The sequence below is a fragment of the Zhihengliuella flava genome (genome assembly GCF_015751895.1).
Classification (GTDB): Bacteria; Actinomycetota; Actinomycetes; order Actinomycetales; family Micrococcaceae; genus Zhihengliuella; species Zhihengliuella flava.
Window position 1 is genome coordinate 80,543 of record NZ_JADOTZ010000001.1, and the last position, 22,176, is coordinate 102,718.

At 64.8% G+C, this 22,176-nt stretch carries 17 protein-coding genes; 15 read left to right on the forward strand and 2 right to left on the reverse strand.

Features of this window, described 5'->3' with window-relative positions; translation table 11 throughout:
- Positions 1 to 22: 22 nt before the first annotated feature.
- From IW252_RS00490 to IW252_RS00540, 11 genes are all read left to right on the forward strand, one after another.
- Positions 23 to 1,366 carry a dihydroorotase gene (locus IW252_RS00490; protein WP_196834779.1) on the forward strand — a complete coding sequence of 448 codons (1,344 nt, stop codon included), beginning with the start codon at positions 23 to 25 and terminating at the stop codon, positions 1,364 to 1,366.
- Positions 1,363 to 1,914 carry a PH-like domain-containing protein gene (locus IW252_RS00495; protein WP_196834780.1) on the forward strand — a complete coding sequence of 184 codons (552 nt, stop codon included), beginning with the start codon at positions 1,363 to 1,365 and terminating at the stop codon, positions 1,912 to 1,914. Before IW252_RS00490 ends, IW252_RS00495 begins: the two co-directional genes overlap by 4 nt.
- Positions 1,911 to 3,119 carry a glutamine-hydrolyzing carbamoyl-phosphate synthase small subunit gene (carA, locus tag IW252_RS00500; protein WP_196834781.1) on the forward strand — a complete coding sequence of 403 codons (1,209 nt, stop codon included), beginning with the start codon at positions 1,911 to 1,913 and terminating at the stop codon, positions 3,117 to 3,119. Before IW252_RS00495 ends, carA begins: the two co-directional genes overlap by 4 nt.
- The gene (carB, locus tag IW252_RS00505; protein WP_196834782.1) at positions 3,119 to 6,433 is read left to right on the forward strand and encodes a carbamoyl-phosphate synthase large subunit; all 3,315 of its coding nucleotides are present in this window, start codon (positions 3,119 to 3,121) and stop codon (positions 6,431 to 6,433) included. The genes carA and carB overlap by 1 nt, the downstream gene beginning before the upstream one ends.
- Complete coding sequence (gene pyrF / locus IW252_RS00510; RefSeq protein WP_331271374.1) at positions 6,426 to 7,277, forward strand: orotidine-5'-phosphate decarboxylase; 852 nt, start codon at positions 6,426 to 6,428, stop codon at positions 7,275 to 7,277. Before carB ends, pyrF begins: the two co-directional genes overlap by 8 nt.
- Positions 7,278 to 7,459: 182 nt before the next feature.
- Positions 7,460 to 7,756, forward strand: coding sequence for an integration host factor, actinobacterial type (gene mihF, locus IW252_RS00515; RefSeq protein ID WP_408065750.1), 297 nt, complete (start codon positions 7,460 to 7,462; stop codon positions 7,754 to 7,756).
- Between the two features lie 21 nt (positions 7,757 to 7,777).
- Positions 7,778 to 8,356: a guanylate kinase gene (gmk, locus tag IW252_RS00520; protein WP_196834785.1), complete on the forward strand. Its 579-nt coding sequence runs from the start codon at positions 7,778 to 7,780 to the stop codon at positions 8,354 to 8,356.
- Between the two features lie 43 nt (positions 8,357 to 8,399).
- Positions 8,400 to 8,669 (forward strand): DNA-directed RNA polymerase subunit omega, encoded by a 270-nt coding sequence (gene rpoZ / locus IW252_RS00525; protein WP_196834786.1) that lies wholly within the window; start codon positions 8,400 to 8,402, stop codon positions 8,667 to 8,669.
- 17 nt (positions 8,670 to 8,686) lie between these two features.
- The gene (coaBC, locus tag IW252_RS00530; RefSeq protein WP_196834787.1) at positions 8,687 to 9,943 is read left to right on the forward strand and encodes a bifunctional phosphopantothenoylcysteine decarboxylase/phosphopantothenate--cysteine ligase CoaBC; all 1,257 of its coding nucleotides are present in this window, start codon (positions 8,687 to 8,689) and stop codon (positions 9,941 to 9,943) included.
- Between the two features lie 10 nt (positions 9,944 to 9,953).
- The gene (gene metK / locus IW252_RS00535; protein ID WP_331271375.1) at positions 9,954 to 11,165 is read left to right on the forward strand and encodes a methionine adenosyltransferase; all 1,212 of its coding nucleotides are present in this window, start codon (positions 9,954 to 9,956) and stop codon (positions 11,163 to 11,165) included.
- Positions 11,166 to 11,193: 28 nt separating this feature from the next.
- A complete protein-coding gene (locus tag IW252_RS00540; RefSeq protein WP_331271376.1) occupies positions 11,194 to 13,233 on the forward strand; it encodes a primosomal protein N' in 2,040 nt (679 codons plus the stop codon).
- Between the two features lie 59 nt (positions 13,234 to 13,292).
- On the opposite strand, the gene IW252_RS00545 is transcribed toward IW252_RS00540, so the two are convergent.
- Together IW252_RS00545 and IW252_RS00550 are read right to left on the reverse strand one after the other, a co-directional pair.
- Positions 13,293 to 14,180, reverse strand: coding sequence for an alpha/beta fold hydrolase (locus IW252_RS00545; RefSeq protein WP_231365844.1), 888 nt, complete (start codon positions 14,178 to 14,180; stop codon positions 13,293 to 13,295).
- 10 nt (positions 14,181 to 14,190) lie between these two features.
- Positions 14,191 to 15,198 (reverse strand): sugar-binding transcriptional regulator, encoded by a 1,008-nt coding sequence (locus tag IW252_RS00550; protein WP_331271377.1) that lies wholly within the window; start codon positions 15,196 to 15,198, stop codon positions 14,191 to 14,193.
- A 159-nt stretch (positions 15,199 to 15,357) separates the two neighbouring features.
- Here IW252_RS00550 and IW252_RS00555 point away from each other — a divergent pair, with 159 nt between their 5' ends.
- The 4 genes from IW252_RS00555 to leuS all read left to right on the forward strand — a co-directional run bounded on the left by IW252_RS00555 (position 15,358) and on the right by leuS (position 22,170).
- Positions 15,358 to 17,049 (forward strand): glycerol-3-phosphate dehydrogenase/oxidase, encoded by a 1,692-nt coding sequence (locus IW252_RS00555; RefSeq protein WP_196834791.1) that lies wholly within the window; start codon positions 15,358 to 15,360, stop codon positions 17,047 to 17,049.
- 56 nt (positions 17,050 to 17,105) lie between these two features.
- Positions 17,106 to 17,837 carry an MIP/aquaporin family protein gene (locus tag IW252_RS00560; RefSeq protein ID WP_196834792.1) on the forward strand — a complete coding sequence of 244 codons (732 nt, stop codon included), beginning with the start codon at positions 17,106 to 17,108 and terminating at the stop codon, positions 17,835 to 17,837.
- Between the two features lie 51 nt (positions 17,838 to 17,888).
- The gene (gene glpK / locus IW252_RS00565; protein ID WP_196834793.1) at positions 17,889 to 19,400 is read left to right on the forward strand and encodes a glycerol kinase GlpK; all 1,512 of its coding nucleotides are present in this window, start codon (positions 17,889 to 17,891) and stop codon (positions 19,398 to 19,400) included.
- 271 nt (positions 19,401 to 19,671) lie between these two features.
- Positions 19,672 to 22,170 (forward strand): leucine--tRNA ligase, encoded by a 2,499-nt coding sequence (leuS, locus tag IW252_RS00570; RefSeq protein ID WP_408065751.1) that lies wholly within the window; start codon positions 19,672 to 19,674, stop codon positions 22,168 to 22,170.
- Positions 22,171 to 22,176 lie beyond the last annotated feature (6 nt).

Sequence of the window (22,176 nt, forward strand, 5' to 3'; positions counted from 1 at the left end):
CACACTAGACTTTGGAGCAATCATGACCAGCACCGCAGCTAACGAAACGTACTTCATCAGCGGGGCGCGCCTCTTGGGCGATGCCCCTGCCGACCTCCTCATCGCCGACGGGGTTGTCGCGGCGATCGGCGCTGACGCAGCAGCCGATCCTCGCGCCACTGAGGCCGTGAAAATCGAGGCCAACGATCAGATCCTGCTCCCTGGCATGGTCGACCTTCACACTCACCTCCGCGAACCCGGCCGTGAAGATGCTGAGACGGTGGAAACCGGCACTCAAGCCGCGGCACTGGGTGGCTTCACGGCCGTGCACGCCATGGCCAATTCGAATCCGGTGGCGGACACTGCGGGCGTCGTCGAGCAGGTCTGGAGCCTGGGACGCCGTAGCGGGTGGGTCGATGTTCGGCCCGTCGGCGCCGTCACGATTGGTCTTGCCGGCGAGCGACTCTCCGAACTCGGCGCCATGGCCGAGTCCCGCGCGGGCGTTCGGGTGTTTTCCGACGACGGGATCTGCGTCTCTGATCCCGTCCTGATGCGGCGTGCGCTGGAGTACGTGAAAGCGTTCGACGGCGTCGTCGCTCAGCACGCGCAGGAGCCGCGGCTCACGGAAGGCGCCCAAATGAATGAGGGCGATGTTTCCGCAGTCCTCGGCCTGCCCGGGTGGCCGGCCGTTGCCGAGGAGTCCATCATTGCCCGCGATGTGCTGCTGGCCGAGCACGTCGGATCGCGACTGCACGTCTGCCACGTGTCCACCGCGGGCAGTGTTGACATCATCCGCTGGGCCAAGTCGCGGGGCATCGATGTCACCGCAGAGGTCACCCCGCACCACCTGTTGCTGACTGACGAAAAGGTGCGGACGTACAACCCGGTGTACAAGGTCAACCCGCCCTTGCGCCGCGAACAGGATGTTATGGCTCTGCGTGAGGCACTCGCAGACGGGACGATCGACATCATCGGCACCGATCATGCGCCGCATCCTACCGAGGCCAAGGAATGCGAATGGGCCCAGGCGGCGATGGGTATGACGGGCCTAGAAACCGCCCTGTCTGTCGTCCAGCACACCATGATCGAGACCGGCTTGATGGGATGGAAAGACTTCGCCCGCGTCACGTCGACGACGCCCGCTCGCATCGGCCGCGTCGTAGATCAAGGCCGCCCGATCGCTGTGGGCGAGCCCGCCAACGTGACCCTTGTTGACCCCTCAGCCCGCTGGATCGTTGAGCCCACGGAGATGGCCACCATGGGCCGGAACTCGCCGTTCTCCGGTCTCGAGTTGCCCGGAAAAGTCACCGCCACGTTCTTCCACGGCACCGCCACCGTGCTCGACGGCGCTCTGCACCACCGCCGCATCGCCCAGGACAACGCATGAACCAGTATCTTCCCGCCATTCTCGCGACCCTCGGCACGTGTGCCGTGTTGGCCTTGCTCATCCTCTTGGGGTGGCGGCATCGGCTGCGTCGGCAAGGCGACGTTGCCTCTCCCGTGGCTCCACCCACCGAGCTCTCCGCGCCGTGGGTCACCGTGCCCGGCCAGTACGTCAGCACGACGACGGCCGGCGACTGGCTGGACCGTATCGCTGTTCACGGTCTCGGCTACAAGGCCAACGCAACCCTCACGGTCCACCCCGAAGGGCTCCTTTACGCCCGCGATGGCGCTCCTGACGTCTATGTTCCCGCCGCAGCCCTCGTCGGCGCCCGGCGGGAGTCAGGCATGGCCGGCAAGTTCGTGGAACGTGACGGCCTCATCGTTATCGAATGGACGCTGGGCGACCACGCCGTCGACACCGGCTTCCGCCCGCGCTTTTCCGACGACTCGACGGCTGCCATCGCCGCCGTCGACATGATTCTTGCCGCGCGCACCTCAAGCTCGCCCGGCACTGACGACATCCACCCCGCTCAGAAGAAGGACACCAAGTGACTGCACAGACCACCACCGGTGCACCCACCGCGCCGGCCACCGGCACGGAGCCGGCCCTGCTCGTGCTCGAGGATGGACGCATCTTCCGCGGCAGGGCGTACGGAGCCCTCGGTTCCACGCTCGGCGAGACCGTGTTCGCCACGGGGATGACGGGGTATCAGGAAACCATCACCGACCCCTCTTACGCCCGTCAGCTCGTGGTCCAGACGGCTCCGCACATCGGCAACACGGGCGTCAACAGTGAAGACGCCGAATCTCGACGGATTTGGGTGGCCGGCTACGTGGTGCGTGATGCGGCCCGACGCCCCTCCAACTGGCGGAGCGAAATGACGCTCGATGAGGACCTCGCGGCCCAGTCGGTTGTGGGCATCCGCGGAATCGACACGCGAGCGGTGACACGGCATCTGCGGGAGGCCGGCTCGATGAAGGGCGGCATCTTCTCCGGAGCGGCGGCTGAGCGGCCGGACGCCGAGCTGGTGGCCGAGGTTCAGGCGCAGCCGTCGATGAAGGGCGCCCGGCTCGCCGAGGAAGTGACGGCCGCCGAGGCCTACGTCGTCGAACCGGCGGACTGTGGCTGGGACGGTGCTCCGCGCTTCACGCTCGCGGCGATCGACTTGGGCATCAAGGGGATGACACCCTTCCGGTTCGCCGAGCGCGGGGTGAGGGTGCATGTCCTGCCCGCGACCTCGACGTACGCGGATATTCAGGCAGTCAATCCCGATGGTGTCTTCATGTCCAATGGCCCGGGAGATCCCGCGACCGCCGAAGCCCAGGTCGGGCTCTTGAGGCAGGTCCTCGACGCCAAGACTCCGTTCTTTGGTATCTGCTTCGGCAACCAGATCCTGGGCCGCGCGCTGGGATTCAGCACCTACAAGCTGCGCTTCGGCCACCGCGGTATCAACCAGCCGGTGCTGGACAAGACCACCGGCCGGGTCGAGATCACGAGCCAGAATCACGGCTTCGCCGTCGACGCCCCGCTTGAGGGCGAGGTCACTGCTCCCCACGAGCGCTACGGCCGGGTCGAGGTCAGCCACTTCTCGCTGAACGACAAGGTCGTGGAGGGGCTGCGCTGCCTAGACCTGCCGGCCTCCTCGGTGCAGTATCACCCCGAAGCGGCGGCTGGTCCGCACGACTCCGCCTACCTGTTTGACCGTTTCATCGACGTCATGGCCGCACACGCTGGCTCGACCAAGGAAGAGAACTAATGCCGAAGCGCGAAGATCTGAAATCCGTCCTCGTCATCGGCTCCGGACCGATCGTCATCGGTCAGGCCGCCGAGTTCGATTACTCCGGCACGCAGGCCCTCCGCGTGCTCAAAGAAGAGGGCCTGCGCGTGGTCCTGGTCAATTCCAACCCGGCGACGATCATGACGGATCCGGAGTTTGCTGACGCGACCTACGTCGAACCCATCACGCCTGAGGTGGTTGAGAAGATCATCGAGAAGGAGCGGCCTGATGCGGTCCTGCCGACTCTGGGCGGTCAGACGGCGCTGAATACGGCGATCGCACTGGACAAGAACGGTGTGTTGGAGAAGTACGACGTCGAGCTGATCGGTGCCAACATTGCCGCTATCGAGCTGGGCGAGGATCGCGAGAAGTTCAAGGGCGTCGTCGAGCGCTCCGGAGCCGAATCCGCGCGTTCGGTGATCGTGCACTCCATGGAGGAAGCGTTCGCCGCCGTCGATTACCTCGGATATCCCATGGTGGTTCGCCCGTCCTTCACGATGGGCGGGCTGGGTTCCGGTATGGCCTACAACGAAGAGGACTTGCGTCGGATTGCCGGTGCCGGTCTGCAGTACTCGCCCACCACAGAGGTCCTCCTCGAGGAGTCCATCTTGGGGTGGAAAGAGTACGAGCTCGAAATGATGCGGGACAAAAACGACAACGTCGTGGTGGTCTGCTCCATCGAGAACTTTGATCCGGTGGGCGTGCACACGGGCGATTCCATCACCGTGGCTCCGGCGATGACCTTGACCGACCGTGAGTACCAGAAGCTGCGTGACATCGCCATCAACGTGATCCGCGAGGTCGGCGTGGATACCGGCGGCTGCAACATCCAGTTCGCCGTCGATCCGGCCACCGGACGTGTCGTCGTGATCGAGATGAACCCGCGGGTCTCTCGTTCCTCCGCGCTCGCCTCGAAGGCGACGGGCTTTGCCATTGCCAAGATCGCGACCAAGCTGTCGCTCGGCTATACGCTCGACGAGATCCCGAACGACATCACGCAGAAGACCCCGGCGAGCTTTGAACCCACCCTCGACTACGTCGTCGTCAAGGTTCCGCGCTTCGCCTTCGAGAAGTTCCCGGCGGCCGACAAGACGCTGACGACCACCATGAAATCGGTCGGCGAGGCGATGGCGATCGGCCGCAACTTCACTGAAGCCCTGCAGAAGGCGCTGCGCTCCCTCGAGCAGAAGGGAGCGGAACTGGCTTTTGATGTGCCGACCCCAGCGGAGGCCACGGAGCTGATCGCCGCGTCCGAGAAGGGCAGCACGGAGCGGTTGTCGAACGTCCAGCGCGCGCTGCTCGGCGGTGCCACCATCGACGAGGTCTTCGAGGGCACCAAGATCGATCCGTGGTATCTAGATCAGCTCGTCTTGATCAATGAGGTGGCCACGCGCGTGCGCGAGGCCGGATCCCTGAGCGCTGAACTGCTGCAGGAAGCGAAGCGGCACGGCTTCTCCGACGCGCAGATTGGCCAGCTGGCGAATCTGGACGAGGCCGTCGTGCGCGGTGTTCGCCACGCCCTAGGTGTTCGTCCCGTGTACAAGACCGTCGACACCTGCGCCGCGGAATTCGAGGCCTTCACCCCGTACCACTACTCGTCCTACGACGAGGAGAACGAGGTGGCAGACCACGCGAAGCCGAGCATCATCATCTTGGGCTCGGGCCCGAACCGCATTGGACAGGGAATCGAGTTCGATTACTCCTGCGTGCACGCCACGATGGCCTTGCGCGATGCTGGGCACGAGACGGTCATGGTCAATTGCAATCCGGAGACGGTCTCCACTGACTACGACACGGCGGACCGACTGTACTTCGAGCCGTTAACACTCGAAGACGTGCTGGAAGTCATTCACGCCGAGCAGCAGAGCGGGGGCGTCTTGGGCGTCTACGTGCAGCTCGGTGGGCAAACGCCGCTCAAGTTGGCGGCGGATCTCAAGGCTGCGGGAGTGCCGATTCTGGGTACCAGCCCAGAGGCCATCGACTTGGCTGAGCACCGCGGGGCCTTCCAGCGGGTGCTCGATTCGGCTGGCTTGATTGCCCCGAAGAACGGCACGGCCGTCTCCTTCGAAGAGGCCAAGCGCATCGCGGATGAGATCGGCTACCCCGTCTTGGTTCGTCCGTCCTACGTCCTGGGCGGACGCGGCATGGAGATCGTCTACGACGAACCCAGCCTGGCTCGGTACATCGAGAACGCCACGGAAATTACTGAAGACCACCCGGTTTTGGTGGACCGTTTCCTCGAGGACGCCATCGAGATCGATGTCGACGCGCTGTTTGACGGCCAAGAGCTCTACATGGGCGGCGTCATGGAGCACATCGAGGAAGCGGGCATTCACTCCGGTGACTCGGCGTGTGTCTTGCCACCGATCACTCTCGCCGCCGATGTCGTGGACCGCGTCCGCGAGGCCACGGCGCACATTGCGGCAGGGGTTGGTGTACGGGGACTGATCAACATTCAGTTCGCGCTGGCCTCCGACGTTTTGTACGTCATTGAAGCGAACCCGCGGGCCTCGCGCACGGTGCCGTTTACGTCCAAGGCCACCGGCGTCCAGTTGGCCAAGGCCGCTGCCCTGATCGGCATGGGCCGCAGCATCGCTCAGCTGCGCGAACAGGGCCTGCTCAACGCCGAGGGCGATGGATCGCGCCTGCCGGAGGGATCGCCGATTTCCGTCAAGGAGGCAGTGCTCCCGTTCGCTCGCTTCCGGACGCCGGCCGGCACCGTCGTCGACTCCTTGCTCGGCCCGGAAATGCGCTCCACGGGCGAGGTCATGGGCATCGATAAGCACTTCGACACCGCCTTTGCCAAAGCCCAGTCGGCGGCCAGCAATCCGTTGCCGACGAGCGGCCGCGTGTTTGTGTCGGTCGCCAACCGAGACAAGCGTTCAATCGTCATCCCGGTCAAGCACCTCGCCGATCTCGGTTTCGAGATTGTCTCCACGGGCGGCACCGCGGACGTGCTTCGCCGGAATGGGATCGACGCGACGGTGGTTCGCAAGGTGCGGGAGGGCTCAGGCGACGGTGAGGGAAACATCGTCGACCTCATCACTGAGGGCCGCATTGATCTCATTCTCAATACCCCGTCCGGGGGAGCGGCGCGTGGGGACGGCTATGAAATCCGAGCCGCTGCGACAAGTGTTGGCACGCCTGTCATTACGACGGTGGCCGAACTCGGCGCGGCGATTCAAGCGATCGACGCCATGCGCCACTTCCAGTGGAATGTCTCCAGTTTGCAGGAACACGCGCGCACCATCGCGGCGGGTCTGCAGGTCGCCACGGAGTCCAGCCGTGCCTGAGCGCGCTCAGGCACCGGCCGCGTTTGGCTCACGGCTCACCGCAGCGATCGCCGAACGCGGCCGGCTGTGTGCCGGCATCGACCCTCACCCCGCCCTGTTGGAGGCGTGGGGATTGAACGACGACGTTGCCGGGCTGGAGTACTTCGCGCTCACCGCGCTCGAGGCGTTCGCCCCCGTAGCGGCCGCGCTGAAGCCGCAGGTTGCGTTGTTTGAGCGGCACGGCTCACGAGGGTTGGCCGTGTTGGAGTCGCTTCTTGCTCACGCTCGGCAGGCTGATGTGTTGACGATCGCCGACGCCAAGCGCGGGGATATCGGTTCCACCATGGCGGCTTACGCGGACGCTTGGCTGGGGGAGCAGTCCCCGTTGGCGGCCGATGCCGTGACGCTGAGCCCGTATCTCGGGTACGAGTCCCTGCGCCCGGCGCTTGATCTGGCCGCGCAGACAGGCCGCGGCATCTTCGTTCTGGGGCTGACTTCCAATCCGGAGGGCGCCAGTGTTCAGCACGTCGGAGACGATCGCTCCGTCGCGCGACGCATTATCGAGGCCGCCGGGGCGGACAACCGCCACGAGGCCCCGGAAGGCCTCGGCCACGTCGGCCTAGTCATCGGGGCGACGGTCGGGAACGCGTTGGAGCGCCTGGACATCGATCTCGCTGCGGCCCAAGCTCCGATTTTGGCTCCAGGCTTCGGAGCCCAGGGTGCCACGGCAGCCGACCTGCGCAGCACGTTCGGTAGCGCGTGGTCTCAGTTGCTTCCGACGAGTAGCCGTGGGCTCCTGTCCGCTGGTCCTCACCTCGGGGCCCTGCGCGCGGCCGCAGAAAAATCGCGAGACGAACTGGCCTAGGTCCAGTTGGGCGCCGGTGCGGGGTGAGGTTGCTCACCCCGCGGCGGCGCCGAATCTTGAGCAAAATCCTCCGCGCTACCCATTGCGCACCGCACAGGCGTTCGCTAGGTTCAAGCCACAGAGTCTTGATAGTGGGACGGCCTAGTCAAACGAGGGGTAAGAGCGTCATGGTCTTAAAATCGTTGTCGGACGAGGATCGCGCACAGGCACGGGCCAAGGCCTTGCGGTCGCGCACGCGGCGTGCGGAAATCAAAGAGTCATTCCGAACGGGTAACATCTCCATCGGCGAGGTGCTGGATTTGGCTGCGACAGACGAAGCGGTCGGTCGATTGCGCGTTGCCGACCTGCTCGAAGCCGTTCCCGGCGTGGGCCATGTTCGGGCCGCGGCGTTGATGGAACGACTCGGAATCTCCGCCAATCGCCGGGTCCGTGGCCTTGGACGCAAGCAGCAGGCAGCATTGAAGGACCACTTCAGCTAGTCAGACCTAACGAAAGGCACCATGACAGACTCTCGCCAGCCACAGGTGACTGTTCTGGCCGGGCCCACCGCCGTTGGCAAGGGCACCGTCTCGACGTATATTCGCGACAACTACCCCGAGGTGTGGCTCTCCGTGTCAGCCACGACCCGATCCCCGCGTGCGGGGGAGCAGGACGGGGTGCACTACTACTTCATTGATCGCGAAGAATTCGATCATCGTGTACAAACCGGGCAAATGCTGGAGTGGGCCGTGGTGCACGGCAAGAATAGCTATGGAACTCTGCGCAGCACGGTTCAGGACGCCGTCGCAGCGGGACGTCGCGTGCTCTTGGAGATCGATCTCCAGGGCGCCCGGCAGGTGAAAGAGTCGATGCCGGAGGCTCAGTTTGTGTTTCTCGCCCCGCCGTCGTGGGAAGAACTCGTGCGTCGCCTCGTGGGCCGCGGCACGGAATCGGCCGAAGAACAGCAGCGCCGGCTGGAAACCGCTAAACTGGAACTTGCTGCCGAGTCGGAGTTCGACGTCACGATCGTCAACGACGACGTCCAGCGCGCCGCTGGTGAGCTGGTCGCCCTCATGGGACTGACCCCGCATTCGCGCTGACTCTGGCCCTACCGAACGATTTTCTACCACTAATGGAGGCTTCGTGACCACGAACCTTGAGGGTGTCATCAACCCGCCGATCGACGAACTTTTGAAGACGACCGACTCGAAGTACGCGCTGGTGATCAACGCGGCTAAGCGCGCTCGCCAGATCAATGCCTACTACGCACAGCTGCACGAGGGCCTCTTCGAATACGTTGGTCCGCTTGTTGATACCAAGCTGAACGAGAAACCGCTGTCGATCTCCTTGCGCGAGATCAACGAGGGGTTGCTTCAGGTGACCGACGCATCTGATCAGTCGGCTGCAGAGTAAGCACGGCACGTTCACTCATGACGCAGCAGCGAATCGTCCTTGGTGTTTGCGGTGGAATTGCCGCCTACAAGGTCGCTTCGCTGCTGCGCTTGTTTAAGGAAGCTGGTCATCACGTTGACGTGGTGCCCACGGCACACGCCTTGGAATTCGTTGGTCGAGCGACGTGGGAGGCGCTCAGCGGGCAACCGGTGACTGACTCCGTCTTCGAGGCTGTTGATACGGTCAACCACGTCAGGCTGGGACAACAGGCTGACCTCGTCGTGATCGCCCCCGCCACGGCGGATTTCCTCGGTCGCGCTGCGGCCGGCTTGGCAAACGATTTGTTGACCAATACGTTGTTGGCCACGCGCGCGCCAGTGCTCATGGCTCCCGCCATGCACACGGAAATGTGGGAGCACGCCGCTACCCAGGCCAACGTGGCCACGCTGCGCGGACGCGGGGTACGCATCGTCGAGCCAGCTGTCGGCCGACTCACGGGCGCCGACTCCGGCCCGGGGCGATTGCCGGACCCCGAGGATCTCTACGCAGCAGCTACAGCCTTGTTGCCGGGCGCGCCTGTGCGTGAGCAGTCGTTAGATGCTCCGGCCCCGCCCTCCCTGGCAGGGCGCACCGTCGTCGTGTCCGCGGGCGGGACGCGGGAGCCGCTGGATCCCGTTCGTTACCTGGGAAATCGCTCGTCAGGTAAGCAAGGTGTTGCCTTGGCCCGCGCGCTACTGGACGCTGGAGCACACGTGCGATTCGTCTCCGCCCATGTCGAGACGCCTCTTCCCGAGGGTGTTGAACTCACGACGGCGTCCACGGCGGCTGAACTGCGCGAAGCAGTCCGGGCCGCCGCGCGTGGGGCCGATGCGGTGGTCATGGCGGCCGCTGTCGCCGACTTCCGCCCGGCGTCGCTGGCCGAGACCAAGATCAAGAAGTCGCCGGACGGCGGGGCTCCCACGATCGAGCTCGTGAGGAACCCCGACATTCTGGCCGAACTCGTCGCCGACCGCGCGCGCGGCGAGCAGTTTCCGCCGGTCATCGTTGGCTTCGCGGCAGAGACCGGAGATGCACGGGCCAGCGTTGACGAATATGGCCGGGCCAAACTGGCCGCCAAGGGCTGCGAACTGCTGGTGGTCAACGAGGTCGGTGTCGACAAGGGGTTCGGGCGCGAGGACACGTCAGCCACTCTTTTGTGGCGCAATGATGACGAACCGGGTCGTCACGTTGCGGGAACCAAGGACGACCTCGCCCGGGCGCTCGTTGAGGTCCTTTCTGAGACACTCAACCGGTAGAGTAGCTCAGGTGATTGAAGCCAACTCCCTTCGCCTTTTCAGCTCCGAGTCGGTGACCGAAGGTCACCCCGATAAGATCTGCGATCAGATTAGTGACGCGATCCTCGATGCCATGCTCGAGCAGGATCCCAACAGCCGAGTTGCCGTCGAAACGATGACAACGACGGGCCTGGTGCACGTCGCCGGTGAGGTCACGACTGAGGGCTATGTCGAAATTCCCCGACTGGTGCGGGACACCATTTTGGATATTGGCTACGACTCCTCAGCCAACGGTTTCGACGGCGAGCGGTGTGGTGTTTCCATCTCCATCGGTCAGCAGTCCCCGGAAATCTCGGCCGGCGTTGAGACCTCACTTGAGGTACGTTCCGGCCGCTCGACGGATCCGCGCGATGCCCAGGGGGCCGGGGACCAAGGCATCATGTTTGGGTACGCGACAGATGAGACGGATGTGCTCATGCCAACACCGATCTATCTGGCGCACAGACTCTCCGAACGCCTGACGGAGGTCCGCAAATCGGGCGCGCAGCCGCTGCTGCGCCCGGACGGTAAGACGCAGGTCACGATCGGCTACGACGGCGACCGGCCGGTCGCCGTGGACACAGTCGTCATCTCTGCCCAGCACGCCCGAGAGCTGGAACTGGGCGACCTGCAGGAGATCCTGGCGCGGGACGTCCTCTCTCCCGTGCTGGAGGAACTGAACCTCGATTTGGACACGTCCACGGTCACCCAGATCCTCAATCCAGCGGGTAAGTTCATCGTTGGCGGACCCGTGGGTGATGCGGGCCTGACGGGACGGAAGATCATCGTCGATACCTACGGCGGCTTCGCCCGCCACGGAGGTGGAGCCTTTTCCGGCAAGGACCCCTCCAAGGTGGACCGTTCGGCCGCCTACGCGATGCGATGGGTCGCAAAGAACATCGTCGCTGCGGGCCTGGCACGCCGAGCCGAGGTCCAGGTGGCTTACGCTATTGGACAGGCTCATCCGGTGGGGCTCTATGTGGAAACTTTTGGCACCGAAACCGTGGATCCAGCGCGGTTGCCTGACGCGATCCGCGCCATCTTTGATTTGCGTCCGTTGGGCATCATCGACGAACTTGATTTGTTGCGGCCGATCTACCAGCGCACGGCTGCGCATGGCCACTTCGGGAGGACCGATGACGGGTTCCCGTGGGAGGCGACGAATCGAGTGGAGGAGCTGCGTCGTTTCTTCAGTGCGTCATAGGGGGCTGTAGGTGCAAGGAGCTGACGGCGTGGACGCACATCAGCCGTCCCTACTGCAGGGTTTCGCCGCTAGCCCACAGCCACCAGGCAGTCCTGAGGTGGCCCCGGAAAATCCCGTCGCTCGGGTGATCCTCGAAACACCGGTCCCACACCTCGACCAACCCTATGACTACGCGGTCCCCGCCGACATGGCGGAGACCGCAGCGGCGGGGTGTCGTGTTCGCGTGCGCTTCGGCGGTCGCGAACTGAACGGATTCATCACGGAACGTCGGCAGACCACCGAGGCGGGAGTGCGTCTGCAGCCGCTGCGCAAAGTCATTTCGGCGGAACCGGTGTTGCACCCGGAAGTCCTTCGGCTCTGCCGGGCGGTCGCTGAGCGTTCCGCGGGCGTCGTCGCGGATGTTCTTCGGGCGGCCATACCGCCCCGGATCGCGCGGGTCGAGAAAGAACCCCGGGCCGACGCCGAAGCAGCCCGTCAGGCTCTGGTGGAACCAACGCTGAACGCCTACGACGGCGGCGAAGCGTTCTGTGCTGAGCTGGCTGGCGGCCAGTCACCCAAGGCGGTGATCACCATCGCGCCCAACGCGATGCGTGGATCAGAACCACACGCCACGCCGAACAACTGGCTTAACGTGATGGCGGAGGCTGTGGCCGCCACAGTCGCGTCTGGGCGTGGCGCCGTGGTGGTGGTGCCGGACCAGCGCGATGTCGACCGCGTCTGCACGTTCTTCGACGAGATCTTCGGTTCGTCGGCCTATGCGCGCCTGACAGCGGAGGACGGGGCCACGCCACGCTACCGCAATTTCTTGGCGGTCAGCAGGGGCGAGGTCAAGATCGTCGTCGGCACTCGATCGGCGGCATTCGCGCCCGTGCGCAACCTCGGTTTGGTCCTCGTGTGGGAGGATCACGATTCCTCGCACGCTGAGCCACGGGCGCCCTACCACCACGTGCGCGAAACCCTCCTCTTACGCAGCGAATTGGAGGACTGTGGCCTGCTCGTCGCGGGATGGTCTCGGTCTCCGGAGGCTCAACGCCTCGTCCTCACTGGCTGGGCCCGCGAGCTGACGTTGCCCCGGCCTGCTTTGAGGAGCCGCGCACCACGCGTCACGGCAACGTCAGCTTCATATGAGGTGGAACGAGACCCGACACTTCACGCCGCCCGTTTACCGGCGGCCGCGTGGAAAGCTGCTCACGACGGGCTTGAGCGCGGGCCCGTCCTCGTGCAAGTGGCGCGCACCGGATTCATTCCTGCCCTGCGCTGCGAACGATGCCGTGAATCGGCGCGGTGCCTCGAGTGTCAGGGGCCGCTGGCTCTCGACGCCAGCCGCAGAGATCCTCAGTGTCGTTGGTGCGGCACCGTGGCCCACGGCTGGGCTTGCTTGGCGTGTGGTGGTCAACGCCTGCGCGCGGCCTCCATCGGTGCGGATCGAACCGCAGAGGAGCTGGGGCGGGCGTTCCCTCGGGCGCGCATCGTGTCAGCAACCGGCGCTCGGCCGTCGTCGGACGTCTCGGGTACCGGCACTCTTGTCGTCGCAACGCCCGGCGCGGAACCCGTAGCGGACGGCGGGTATGCCGCCGTCGTGCTCCTCGATGGAGATCGGATGCTGGCGCGTGATTCGCTTCGGACAGCGGAAGAAGTCCTGCATCGGTGGTTCGCCGCCGCTGCGTTGGCCAGGCCACAGGCCGAGGGGGGAGTCGTGGTCGTCACGGCGGCCGACTCTCCGGTGGTGCAAGCCTTGGTCCGCTGGGACGCGGCAGGCTTCGCCGAGCGAGAGCTGGTTGACCGCCGAGAAATCGGGCTGCCGCCGGCCGTGCGCAGCGCGGCGCTCACGGGGCCGGTGGAGGCTGTGGACGCGTTCATCGGGCGGCTCGAGCTGCCCCCGACTGTCCAGCGCGTCGGGCCGGTCATCCTGGAGCAGGAGGAGGCCCGGCACCACCGTTGGCTGTTGTTCTTTCGGCACAGCGACGGCCCGGCCGTGACGGCGGCCTTACGCCATCGACGCGCGGTCGGCTCGGCCAACCGGGAACCCGTCGTCAATATTCGGGTCGACGGCGACACCCAGCTCTAGCAGATCGCCGCCCGCAGCTGACTCAGATGCACTGCTGAGGACGACGACGCACGCGGCATTCAGGTCGACGTGAAGGCGCGAATCGCGTCGGCAGCGCGCGCCGGCGATTCATAGTGAATGAGGTGTCCCACGTCGTTGTACACCTCGAGGCGCGCACCGGTGATGCGCGCGGCCAGAGCGCGTTGACTGGCCGGGCTCCCCAACTCGTCGAGGGCGCCGGCCAGCAAGAGCGTGGGCAGCTTCAGCCGATCCGCGTCATCTAAGACGGTGCGAGTGATCGACGCATTGAAGGCCTCGACCAAAGCTGTGCGCGAGGTGAAGCCACCAAAGTAGCGCCGGTGTTCCGAGCGCACGAAGTCGCGCAGGGCCGGATCCGGTGACTTGGTCATCGTGGCGGACATGAGGTCGGTGATCAATCGGGCCCGCAGCAGCGGAACGCCAAACCGCTCCGGTAGGACCGCTGAGACCCGGTAGAAAAGGAGCGCGGCTCGGGACAGCAGCGCCTCGGAGCCTTCGAGCGCCGGCTCGCTGATGGGGTTGATCAAGACGAGGCGAGCCCAAGCCTCAGGCCGAGCCGCGGCGTCGTGAGCGGCGACGAGTGAACCGAAGGAGTGCCCCAGGAGCGTGGCGGTGCTCGGCACGTCCAAGTCGCGGGTGATGTGAGCGATGACCCGGGCATACCCGGGAACGTCGTGGTGGGTTGGTGTTGGGGCCGCGGTACCAAAAGCACTCGAGGCGCCAAACCCCGGTAGATCCGGAATCACGATCGTGCGGTCAGGGAGCGCGGCGACGATACGCTCCAGGCCATGATGATCGCCTCGGAACCCGTGCACACCGACGACGACGGGCGGAGGTGAGCTGGTGCGCGTCACGGCCGGGTAGGTCCAGCAGCGTACGGTGGCGCCGTCGACGACGTGCGTGCTAACAAGAGCGGAGCGGGACGTCATGACCATCAATCTACCGTTCCTGCTGGTGGCGCTCGTGGTACCGCACGAGGTGCCGCGCGGCGCCCTCATCCACCACGAGGTCAGTGATATAGCCCGCGTGGAGGGCGGCGGCGAGGGCCGGAACCTTGGACCTGCCAGCGACGGCGCAGAGGCGTCGGGGCACGGCCTTGAACTGGTCCAAGGGCGGTCCGGTGGACCGGGCATTGATGTCAATGCCGCTCGTCTGACCATCGGCACGGAAGAAGACGGTGGCGATATCGCCGACCACACCCTGTTCGCGTAAGGCGGTGATCTCAGCGGGGGTCAGGTAGCCACCGCGATAGACGTGACTGGGGACCTCCGCGCCGATGGTGCCGAGGCCAAAGATGGCAAGCCCCATGTGCTCGTGGAGGTTCAGCACACGTTGAACGGAGCGCTCCTGCCACATCAAGGCCCGCGTCTGGGCATGGTCGAAGAACGTCGGTACGGGGAATTGCTCCACTCTGGCACCGAAGGCTGTTCCGAAACGATGGAGGATTTCTGTGGCGTAGCCGATTCCGGACGATTGCGTGTTGCCGGAGCCGTTGAGCTGGACGATCACGGAGTCGTGGGTGGGCTTGTGTTTGAGGTGGCGGCTGATGGCGCTCATGGTCGAACCCCATGCCACGCCCAGCGTCATCTCTGAATCGACCAGTCCGCTGACCACGTGTGCAGCTTGGAGCGCTACTCGATCCAGCACTTGGGCCTCGCTCAGTCCACCGTCGGTCGGGACCACATGGACGCGGACACCGAAAATGCGCGCGATCGATGCCGCCGTCTGCGGGGCTTGGCGGTCGAGCTCCGTGATGGAGATCGTGACCATGCCGGCGTCCCGTGCGTAGGTCAGGAGGCGAGAAACCGTCGACCGTGACGTACCCAAGTCGCGGGCGATCCGGTCCATGGTGAGGTGCTGTACGTAGTACAGATGGGAGGCCCGTAACGCTTGAGCGTCGCGGCGTTGGGACGCCTCCGTCCGGTGATGCTGCTCACGTTTTCTCACGCTGGCCTCCGAGTCCTCATGGTGAAGTAGCCGTCTGCGCTCCATAATTGCACGTTTGTGCAATGACGTTGACCGACTGTGCGGTGTTTCCAAGACTGAACCTGTGACCGGGTGTTAGTGGTCACAGGACAAGAACTTTTTTGAGGAGCTACCAGCACCGTGCACACCGACCAGACACGTCAGATTGTTCGCCATCTCCACCAGCGTCCCCGGGCCCGGGTGCTCGTGGTGGGCGGGGGGATCAATGGCGTTGCGACCTTCCGCGACCTCGCGCTTCAGGGGGTGGACGTGACGCTCGTCGAGCGGGGGGACTACTGCCAAGGTGCCTCCGGCGCCTCGAGCCATATGATCCATGGCGGTATTCGGTATCTGGAAAATGGCGAGTTCCGGCTCGTCCATGAGTCGGTCCAGGAGCGCAACAATCTTTTGGAAGTGGCTGCGCATCACGTCAAGCCGCTGCGCACCACGATCCCGATCTTTTCGACGTTCTCGGGGATCCTTTCGGCACCGCTGCGTTTTCTGACGCACCGTTCCGGCAAACCGACCGAGCGAGGTGCCGTCCTCATCAAGCTCGGGCTGATGATGTATGACGCGTTCGCGGGCATCAAGCGCAATACGCCGTGGCACACGTTCGTCGGCCGCCGAGGAAGCCTGGCAGCACTCCCGCACTTGCGCGACGACGTAAAGTACACCGCCACCTACTTCGATGCCTCGGTGCACAACCCGGAGCGCCTCACGCTGGACGTCTTGCGCGATGGCCTCGCTGCCAATCCGCAGGCACGCGCCGTGAATTACGTTTCGCTGGTGGGCAACGACGGCGGCGCCGCGACGCTACGCGACGAGCTGACGGGTGAAACGTTTGAGTTTGCCGCGGACGTGATCGTCAATGCGACCGGCGCGTGGACTGACCAGACCAATACCGACATGGGCGCCCCAACCCGCTATATGGGCGGCACCAAGGGGTCCCACATCGTCTTGGATCATCCTGAATTGCACGCCGCCTGCGCCGGACGCGAGATCTTCTTCGAGCACACGGATGGACGGATCGTTCTCATCTACCCCCTGGGCGATCGCGTCCTCGTGGGTACCACGGACATCGATGCCGACATGAGTGTCGACGCCGTCTGCACGGAGGAGGAAGTGGACTACTTCTTCGACCTCGTGAGCCACGTGTTTCCTGCGATCCGCCTCGAGAGATCACAGATCGTCTACCGCTTCTCCGGGGTTCGTCCACTCCCGCGCCACGACGACACTGCTCCGGGGTTTGTTTCTCGCGACTACCGCATTGAGCGGCGTGAGGCGGGCAATGTTGTCTTGTCCTTGGTCGGAGGCAAATGGACCACGTTCCGCGCCGTAGCGGAGGAGTTGACGGACCACGTGTTGGGGGAGGTGGGCCTGTCCCGTTCTGTTCAGACCACCCGCTTGCCGATCGGCGGCGGCCGCAACTACCCGACCACGGACGACGGCCGCCGCGCCTGGGTGGCGGCGCGCACTGAGTACGCCAGCACAGAACGTCTCCACGTTCTTCTGGAGCGCTACGGCACCCGCGCCGATGACGTTTTGCCCTACCTCCAGCACGACGACGCGCCCGTGTCCGGACTAGGCGACCCCAACGAGCTCAGCACAGCGGAGCTGGCGTACATGGTCGACCACGAGCAGATCGGCCACCTGATTGACGTGTTGGTGCGCCGGACGGCCCTCGCCTTCCGCGGGCTCGTGAACCGTGAGCTTGTTGCTGCCATCGCTGACGAGCTCGCCAGGCGCCTCGGCTGGGACGCCGATCGCCGGGCGGAGGAGATCCGCGGGTGCGAGAAGGTCCTGCTCGACCTGCACCAGGTGGAGCTGGTCTAGAGCCACCCCTGAGAGTTTGAACCCAACCCATCAGTAACTGACAAAGGAGTCATCGCATGACCGTTCACATATTCATCGCCGAGATGCTCGGCACCATGACCCTCTTGGCCCTCGGTTGTGGCGTCGTCGCCAACGTCGTCCTCGCTAAGACAAAGGGCAACAGCGGCGGGTGGCTGCTCATCAACTTTGGTTGGGGTCTCGGCGTGTTCTCCGGTGTGTTCGTGGCCGCGAGCTCAGGCGCCCACCTGAACCCGGCCGTGACCGTCGGGCTGCTGTCGAACCCTGACATTTCTGAATTCGCCGACGGCGTCCCGGCGACGTTCGCGAATGCGTTGCTCTATTTTGTTGCGCAGATGATCGGTGCCTTCCTGGGTGCCGTCCTCGCTTGGCTGACCTATAAGAATCATTTCGATTCGCCGGAGACCGATGCCGCAGGGAAACTGGCGGTGTTCTCCACGGGTCCGGAGATTCGCAACAAGCCGTGGAACGTAGTGACGGAAATTGTGGGCACGTTCTTCCTCGTCTTCGTGCTGGGCGCCTTCGGCGGAACGCCACACGGGTTGGGACCGCTGGCGGCCGGCCTGTTGGTGCTGGCGATTGGTGCCTCCCTGGGTGGCCCGACCGGATACGCCATCAACCCGGCCCGTGACTTGGGTCCACGTATTGCCCACGCCCTCTTGCCGATCAAGGGCAAGGGCGGTAGTGATTGGAGCTATTCGTGGGTCCCGATCGTGGGTCCCCTCGTGGGCGGCATCATCGGCGGCCTGGCCGCTGGGGCCGTCTTCTAATTCCGCTCCCGCAGTCTGATAGATCAACCAGTACGTCAAAGGAGACCCAACATGAGCTACATCATTGCGATCGATCAAGGAACCACGTCGAGCCGGGCGATCGTCTTCGACCACGAAGGCAACATCGTGTCGGTCGGCCAGAAGGAACATGAACAGATCCTGCCCAAGGCCGGATGGGTGGAGCACGACGCCGCGGAAATTTGGACGAACGTTCGTGAGGTGGTCGGCCAAGCGCTGTCTCGGGCGAACCTGACCCGCCACGACATCGACTCGGTCGGCATCACGAACCAGCGCGAAACGGCGGTGGTCTGGGACCGCACCACAGGTGAGCCTGTCTATAACGCCATCGTGTGGCAAGACACGCGGACCCAGAGCATCGTTGATGAGCTCGCCTCCGATGGCGGGACTGACCGGTACAAGGACCGCGTCGGCTTGCCGCTGGCGACCTATTTTTCAGGCACCAAGATCAAGTGGATCCTCGACAACGTCGACGGAGCGCGGGAGCGCGCCGAGGCCGGCGATCTGATGTTTGGCACCACCGATTCGTGGGTGCTGTGGAATCTGACCGGCGGAACCGACGGCGGCGTCCACGCTACCGACGTGACGAACGCGTCGCGCACCCTCTTTATGGATCTGGACACGTTGACGTGGAACACGGACATCCTGGCGGACTTTGGGGTGCCGGAATCGATGATGCCCGAGATCCGCTCCTCGTCCGAGATCTACGGGCACGTCGCGGGGTCACAATTGCTGCGCGAAGTGCCGGTGGCCGGCATCCTCGGTGACCAGCAGGCGGCCACGTTTGGGCAGGCGGCCTTCGGCAAGGGCGCGGCCAAGAACACGTACGGCACCGGCTGCTTCTTGATCTTCAACACGGGCGAGGAGATCGTCCACTCCGAGAACGGCCTGCTGACCACGATCGCTTACAAGCTCGGCGAAGAAAAGACGGTGTACGCGCTCGAGGGATCCATCGCGGTGGCCGGTTCGCTCGTCCAATGGTTCCGGGATCAGCTGGGGATCATTTCCAGCGCTCCGGAGATCGAGGAGTTGGCGGACCAAGTCGAGGATAACGGCGGTGTGTACATTGTCCCGGCCTTCTCGGGTCTGTTCGCGCCCCATTGGCGCCCCGAGGCTCGCGGAGCCATCGTCGGCTTGACCCGATTCGCCAACAAGAATCACCTGGCGCGCGCGGCACTGGAGGCCACAGCCTTCCAGACCCGCGAGGTGCTGGACGCGGTGAATTCGGACGCGGGAGTGCCGCTGAACGAACTGCGCGTTGATGGCGGCATGGTTGCCAATGACGCGCTCATGCAATTCCAGTCGGACATCCTCGGGGTGCCGGTGGTTCGTCCGAAGATCATCGAGACAACAGCCCTCGGTGCCGCGTACGCGGCGGGTCTGGCCACCGGGTTCTGGAATGACTTGGGTGAACTGACGGCCAAGTGGGCCGAGGATCAGCGGTGGGAGCCGAGCATGGACTCCGAAGAACGCGATCGTCAGATGCGCCTGTGGAAGAAGGCCGTGGACCGCACGCTGGACTGGGTCGACGAGGATGTGAAGTAGGTCCTCGGAGGGCCTCCGGCGACCCCAGCCCCACGGAGGACGACGACGGCGGTGCCGCGCCGTCGTCGTCCGCTCGGGGTGCTGTAAACTGGCGGGCATGGTATTGCGCCTAGCCCTACGTTGACCGCGTGGAGACGCTCCCGAGGGGACGTCGACGCGCGGTTCGCCCCTTGCCTGCAAGGGGCTTTTGCATGTATTGGCCATGCCTGGCCGGTCCCGAGAGTGGGACGAGCCGACGCACCACGTACCGACAGTGAAGGTGAAACAACACGTGAGCACGCAGCCCAGCGAAGCGACCCCCAGCGGCACCGCGTACGACTTCCGCGACATCGAATCTCAGTGGGCACCGGTCTGGGAGGACCTCGGTGTCTTCACGCCGGCCGACGACGGAAGCCGTGAGCGTCGCTACGTGTTGGATATGTTCCCGTACCCCTCCGGCGACCTCCACATGGGCCACGCCGAAGCCTTTGCCATGGGTGATGTGGTGGCCCGCTACTGGAACCAGTGCGGATATGACGTGCTGCATCCCATTGGGTGGGACTCCTTCGGTTTGCCGGCCGAAAACGCGGCGATCAAACGGGACGCCCACCCCGCCGAGTGGACCTACAAGAACATCGATACCCAGGCGGCGTCGTTCAAGCGCTATGCCATCAGCGCCGACTGGTCCCGGCGGCTCCACACCTCGGATCCCGAGTACTACCAATGGACGCAGTGGTTGTTTAACCGCTTTTACGAGAAGGGGCTGGCGTACCGCAAGAACCACCCCGTGAATTGGTGCCCGAAGGACCAGACCGTGCTCGCCAATGAGCAGGTGGTTGACGGTGCGTGTGAGCGGTGCGGCACGGCCGTGACCAAGAAGAGCCTGAACCAGTGGTACTTCAAAATTACCGACTACGCTGACCGCCTGCTGGAAGACATGGAGCAGTTGAAGGGCCACTGGCCCGAACGCGTCCTCACCATGCAGAAGAACTGGATCGGACGCTCGGCCGGCGCGCACGTCACCTTCCGGGTCGAGGCCGCCGCAGGCCGCGACGAGGAATCAGTGACCGTCTTCACCACGCGTCCCGACACGCTCTACGGAGCGACGTTCTTCGTGGTCGCGGCGGACGCGGAACTCGCCGATCGGCTCGTCACCGACGAACAGGCCGGAGCGCTGGCCGACTACCAAGAGCGGGTGAAGGCCCTCAGCGAGATCGAGCGCCAATCCACGGAGCGAGAAAAGACGGGCGTCTTTACCGGCCGCTACGCCATCAACCCGCTCTCCGGTGAGCGGCTCCCCGTGTGGGCCGCTGACTACGTCCTGGCCGATTATGGAACCGGCGCTATCATGGCGGTACCGGCTCACGACCAGCGTGACTTGGACTTCGCCAAAACCTTCGACCTGCCCGTGCGCGTCGTCGTGGATACGGGCGAAGAGGACCCGGCCCAGACGGGCGTTGCCACAGCCGGCGACGGTCAGCTGATCAATTCTGGCGAGCTCGACGGACTCGACAAGGCGGCGGGCATCGAGCGGGCCATTGCCCTCGTCAGCGAGGCCGGAACCGGCGAGAAGACCATCAACTATCGACTGCGCGACTGGCTGCTCTCCCGCCAGCGCTTTTGGGGGACGCCGATCCCGATCATTCACTGCGGTGACTGCGGCGAGGTGCCCGTTCCGGATGAGCAGCTGCCGGTGCGCTTGCCGGATAATCTCCGCGGTGAGGCGCTCGCCCCGAAGGGCACGAGCCCGCTGGCGGCGGCCGAAGACTGGGTCAACGTGGACTGCCCGTCGTGTGGTGGGGCCGCCACGCGTGATACCGACACGATGGACACCTTCGTCGATTCGTCCTGGTACTTCCTGCGCTTCGTGTCGCCGCAGTACACGGATGGCCCGTTTGATCCGGAGGCAGTCCGCCAGTGGATGCCCGTCGGCCAATACGTCGGCGGCGTTGAGCACGCCATTTTGCATCTGCTCTATGCGCGATTCTTTACCAAGGTGATCTACGACCTCGGGCTCATCGACGCTACGGAGCCCTTCGCCGCGCTGCTGAATCAGGGTCAGGTGCTCAACGGGGGCAAGGCGATGAGCAAGTCGCTCGGCAACGGTGTCGACCTCGGCGAGCAACTGGATCGGTACGGTGTCGACGCCGTGCGCTTGACCATGGTCTTTGCTTCGCCGCCGGAAGACGATGTGGACTGGGCCGACGTTTCGCCGTCGGGCTCCGCGAAGTTCCTCGCGCGGGCGTGGCGACTCGCGGGCGACGTCACCAGTGAGCCGGGGTGCGACGCCTCTGCGGGGGACACCGCTCTGCGCTCGGTGACCCACAAGGCCGTTGCCGAGGCCACGGAACTCATCGAAAACGGCAAATTCAATGTGGTGGTCGCCAAGGTGATGGAACTGGTCAACGCCACCCGTAAGGCCATCGACTCCGGGGCGGGAGGCGCCGATCCGGCGACCCGTGAGGCGGTTGAGGCCATCGCGATTGTCTTGAGTCTCTTCGCGCCCTACACCGCGGAAGACATGTGGGCACGCTTAGGGCACGAACCGTCCGTCGCGCGCGCCGGGTGGCCCTCGGTCGACGAGGCGTTGCTGGTGGATGAGACGGTCACCGCCGTTGTTCAGATTAAGGGGAAAGTCCGGGACCGGCTGGAGGTCTCGCCCGAGATCAGCGAATCCGAGCTGGAGGCCGCCGCGATGGCGTCGCCCGTCGTACAGCGAGTGCTGGGCGGAGAACCGCCGCGCAAGGTGATTGTCCGCGCACCGAAGCTCGTCAACATCGTCCCGGCGTAGGGGGTC

Bases quoted from the DNA above. Each gene is read 5' to 3' on its own strand.
- IW252_RS00490 (WP_196834779.1), top strand. From the start codon at position 23: ATGACCAGCACCGCAGCTAACGAAACGTACTTCATCAGCGGGGCGCGC.
- IW252_RS00495 (WP_196834780.1), top strand. From the start codon at position 1,363: ATGAACCAGTATCTTCCCGCCATTCTCGCGACCCTCGGCACGTGTGCC.
- carB (WP_196834782.1), top strand. From the start codon at position 3,119: ATGCCGAAGCGCGAAGATCTGAAATCCGTCCTCGTCATCGGCTCCGGA.
- gmk (WP_196834785.1), top strand. From the start codon at position 7,778: ATGACAGACTCTCGCCAGCCACAGGTGACTGTTCTGGCCGGGCCCACC.
- coaBC (WP_196834787.1), top strand. From the start codon at position 8,687: ATGACGCAGCAGCGAATCGTCCTTGGTGTTTGCGGTGGAATTGCCGCC.
- IW252_RS00545 (WP_231365844.1), bottom strand. From the start codon at position 14,180: ATGACGTCCCGCTCCGCTCTTGTTAGCACGCACGTCGTCGACGGCGCC.
- IW252_RS00560 (WP_196834792.1), top strand. From the start codon at position 17,106: ATGACCGTTCACATATTCATCGCCGAGATGCTCGGCACCATGACCCTC.
- glpK (WP_196834793.1), top strand. From the start codon at position 17,889: ATGAGCTACATCATTGCGATCGATCAAGGAACCACGTCGAGCCGGGCG.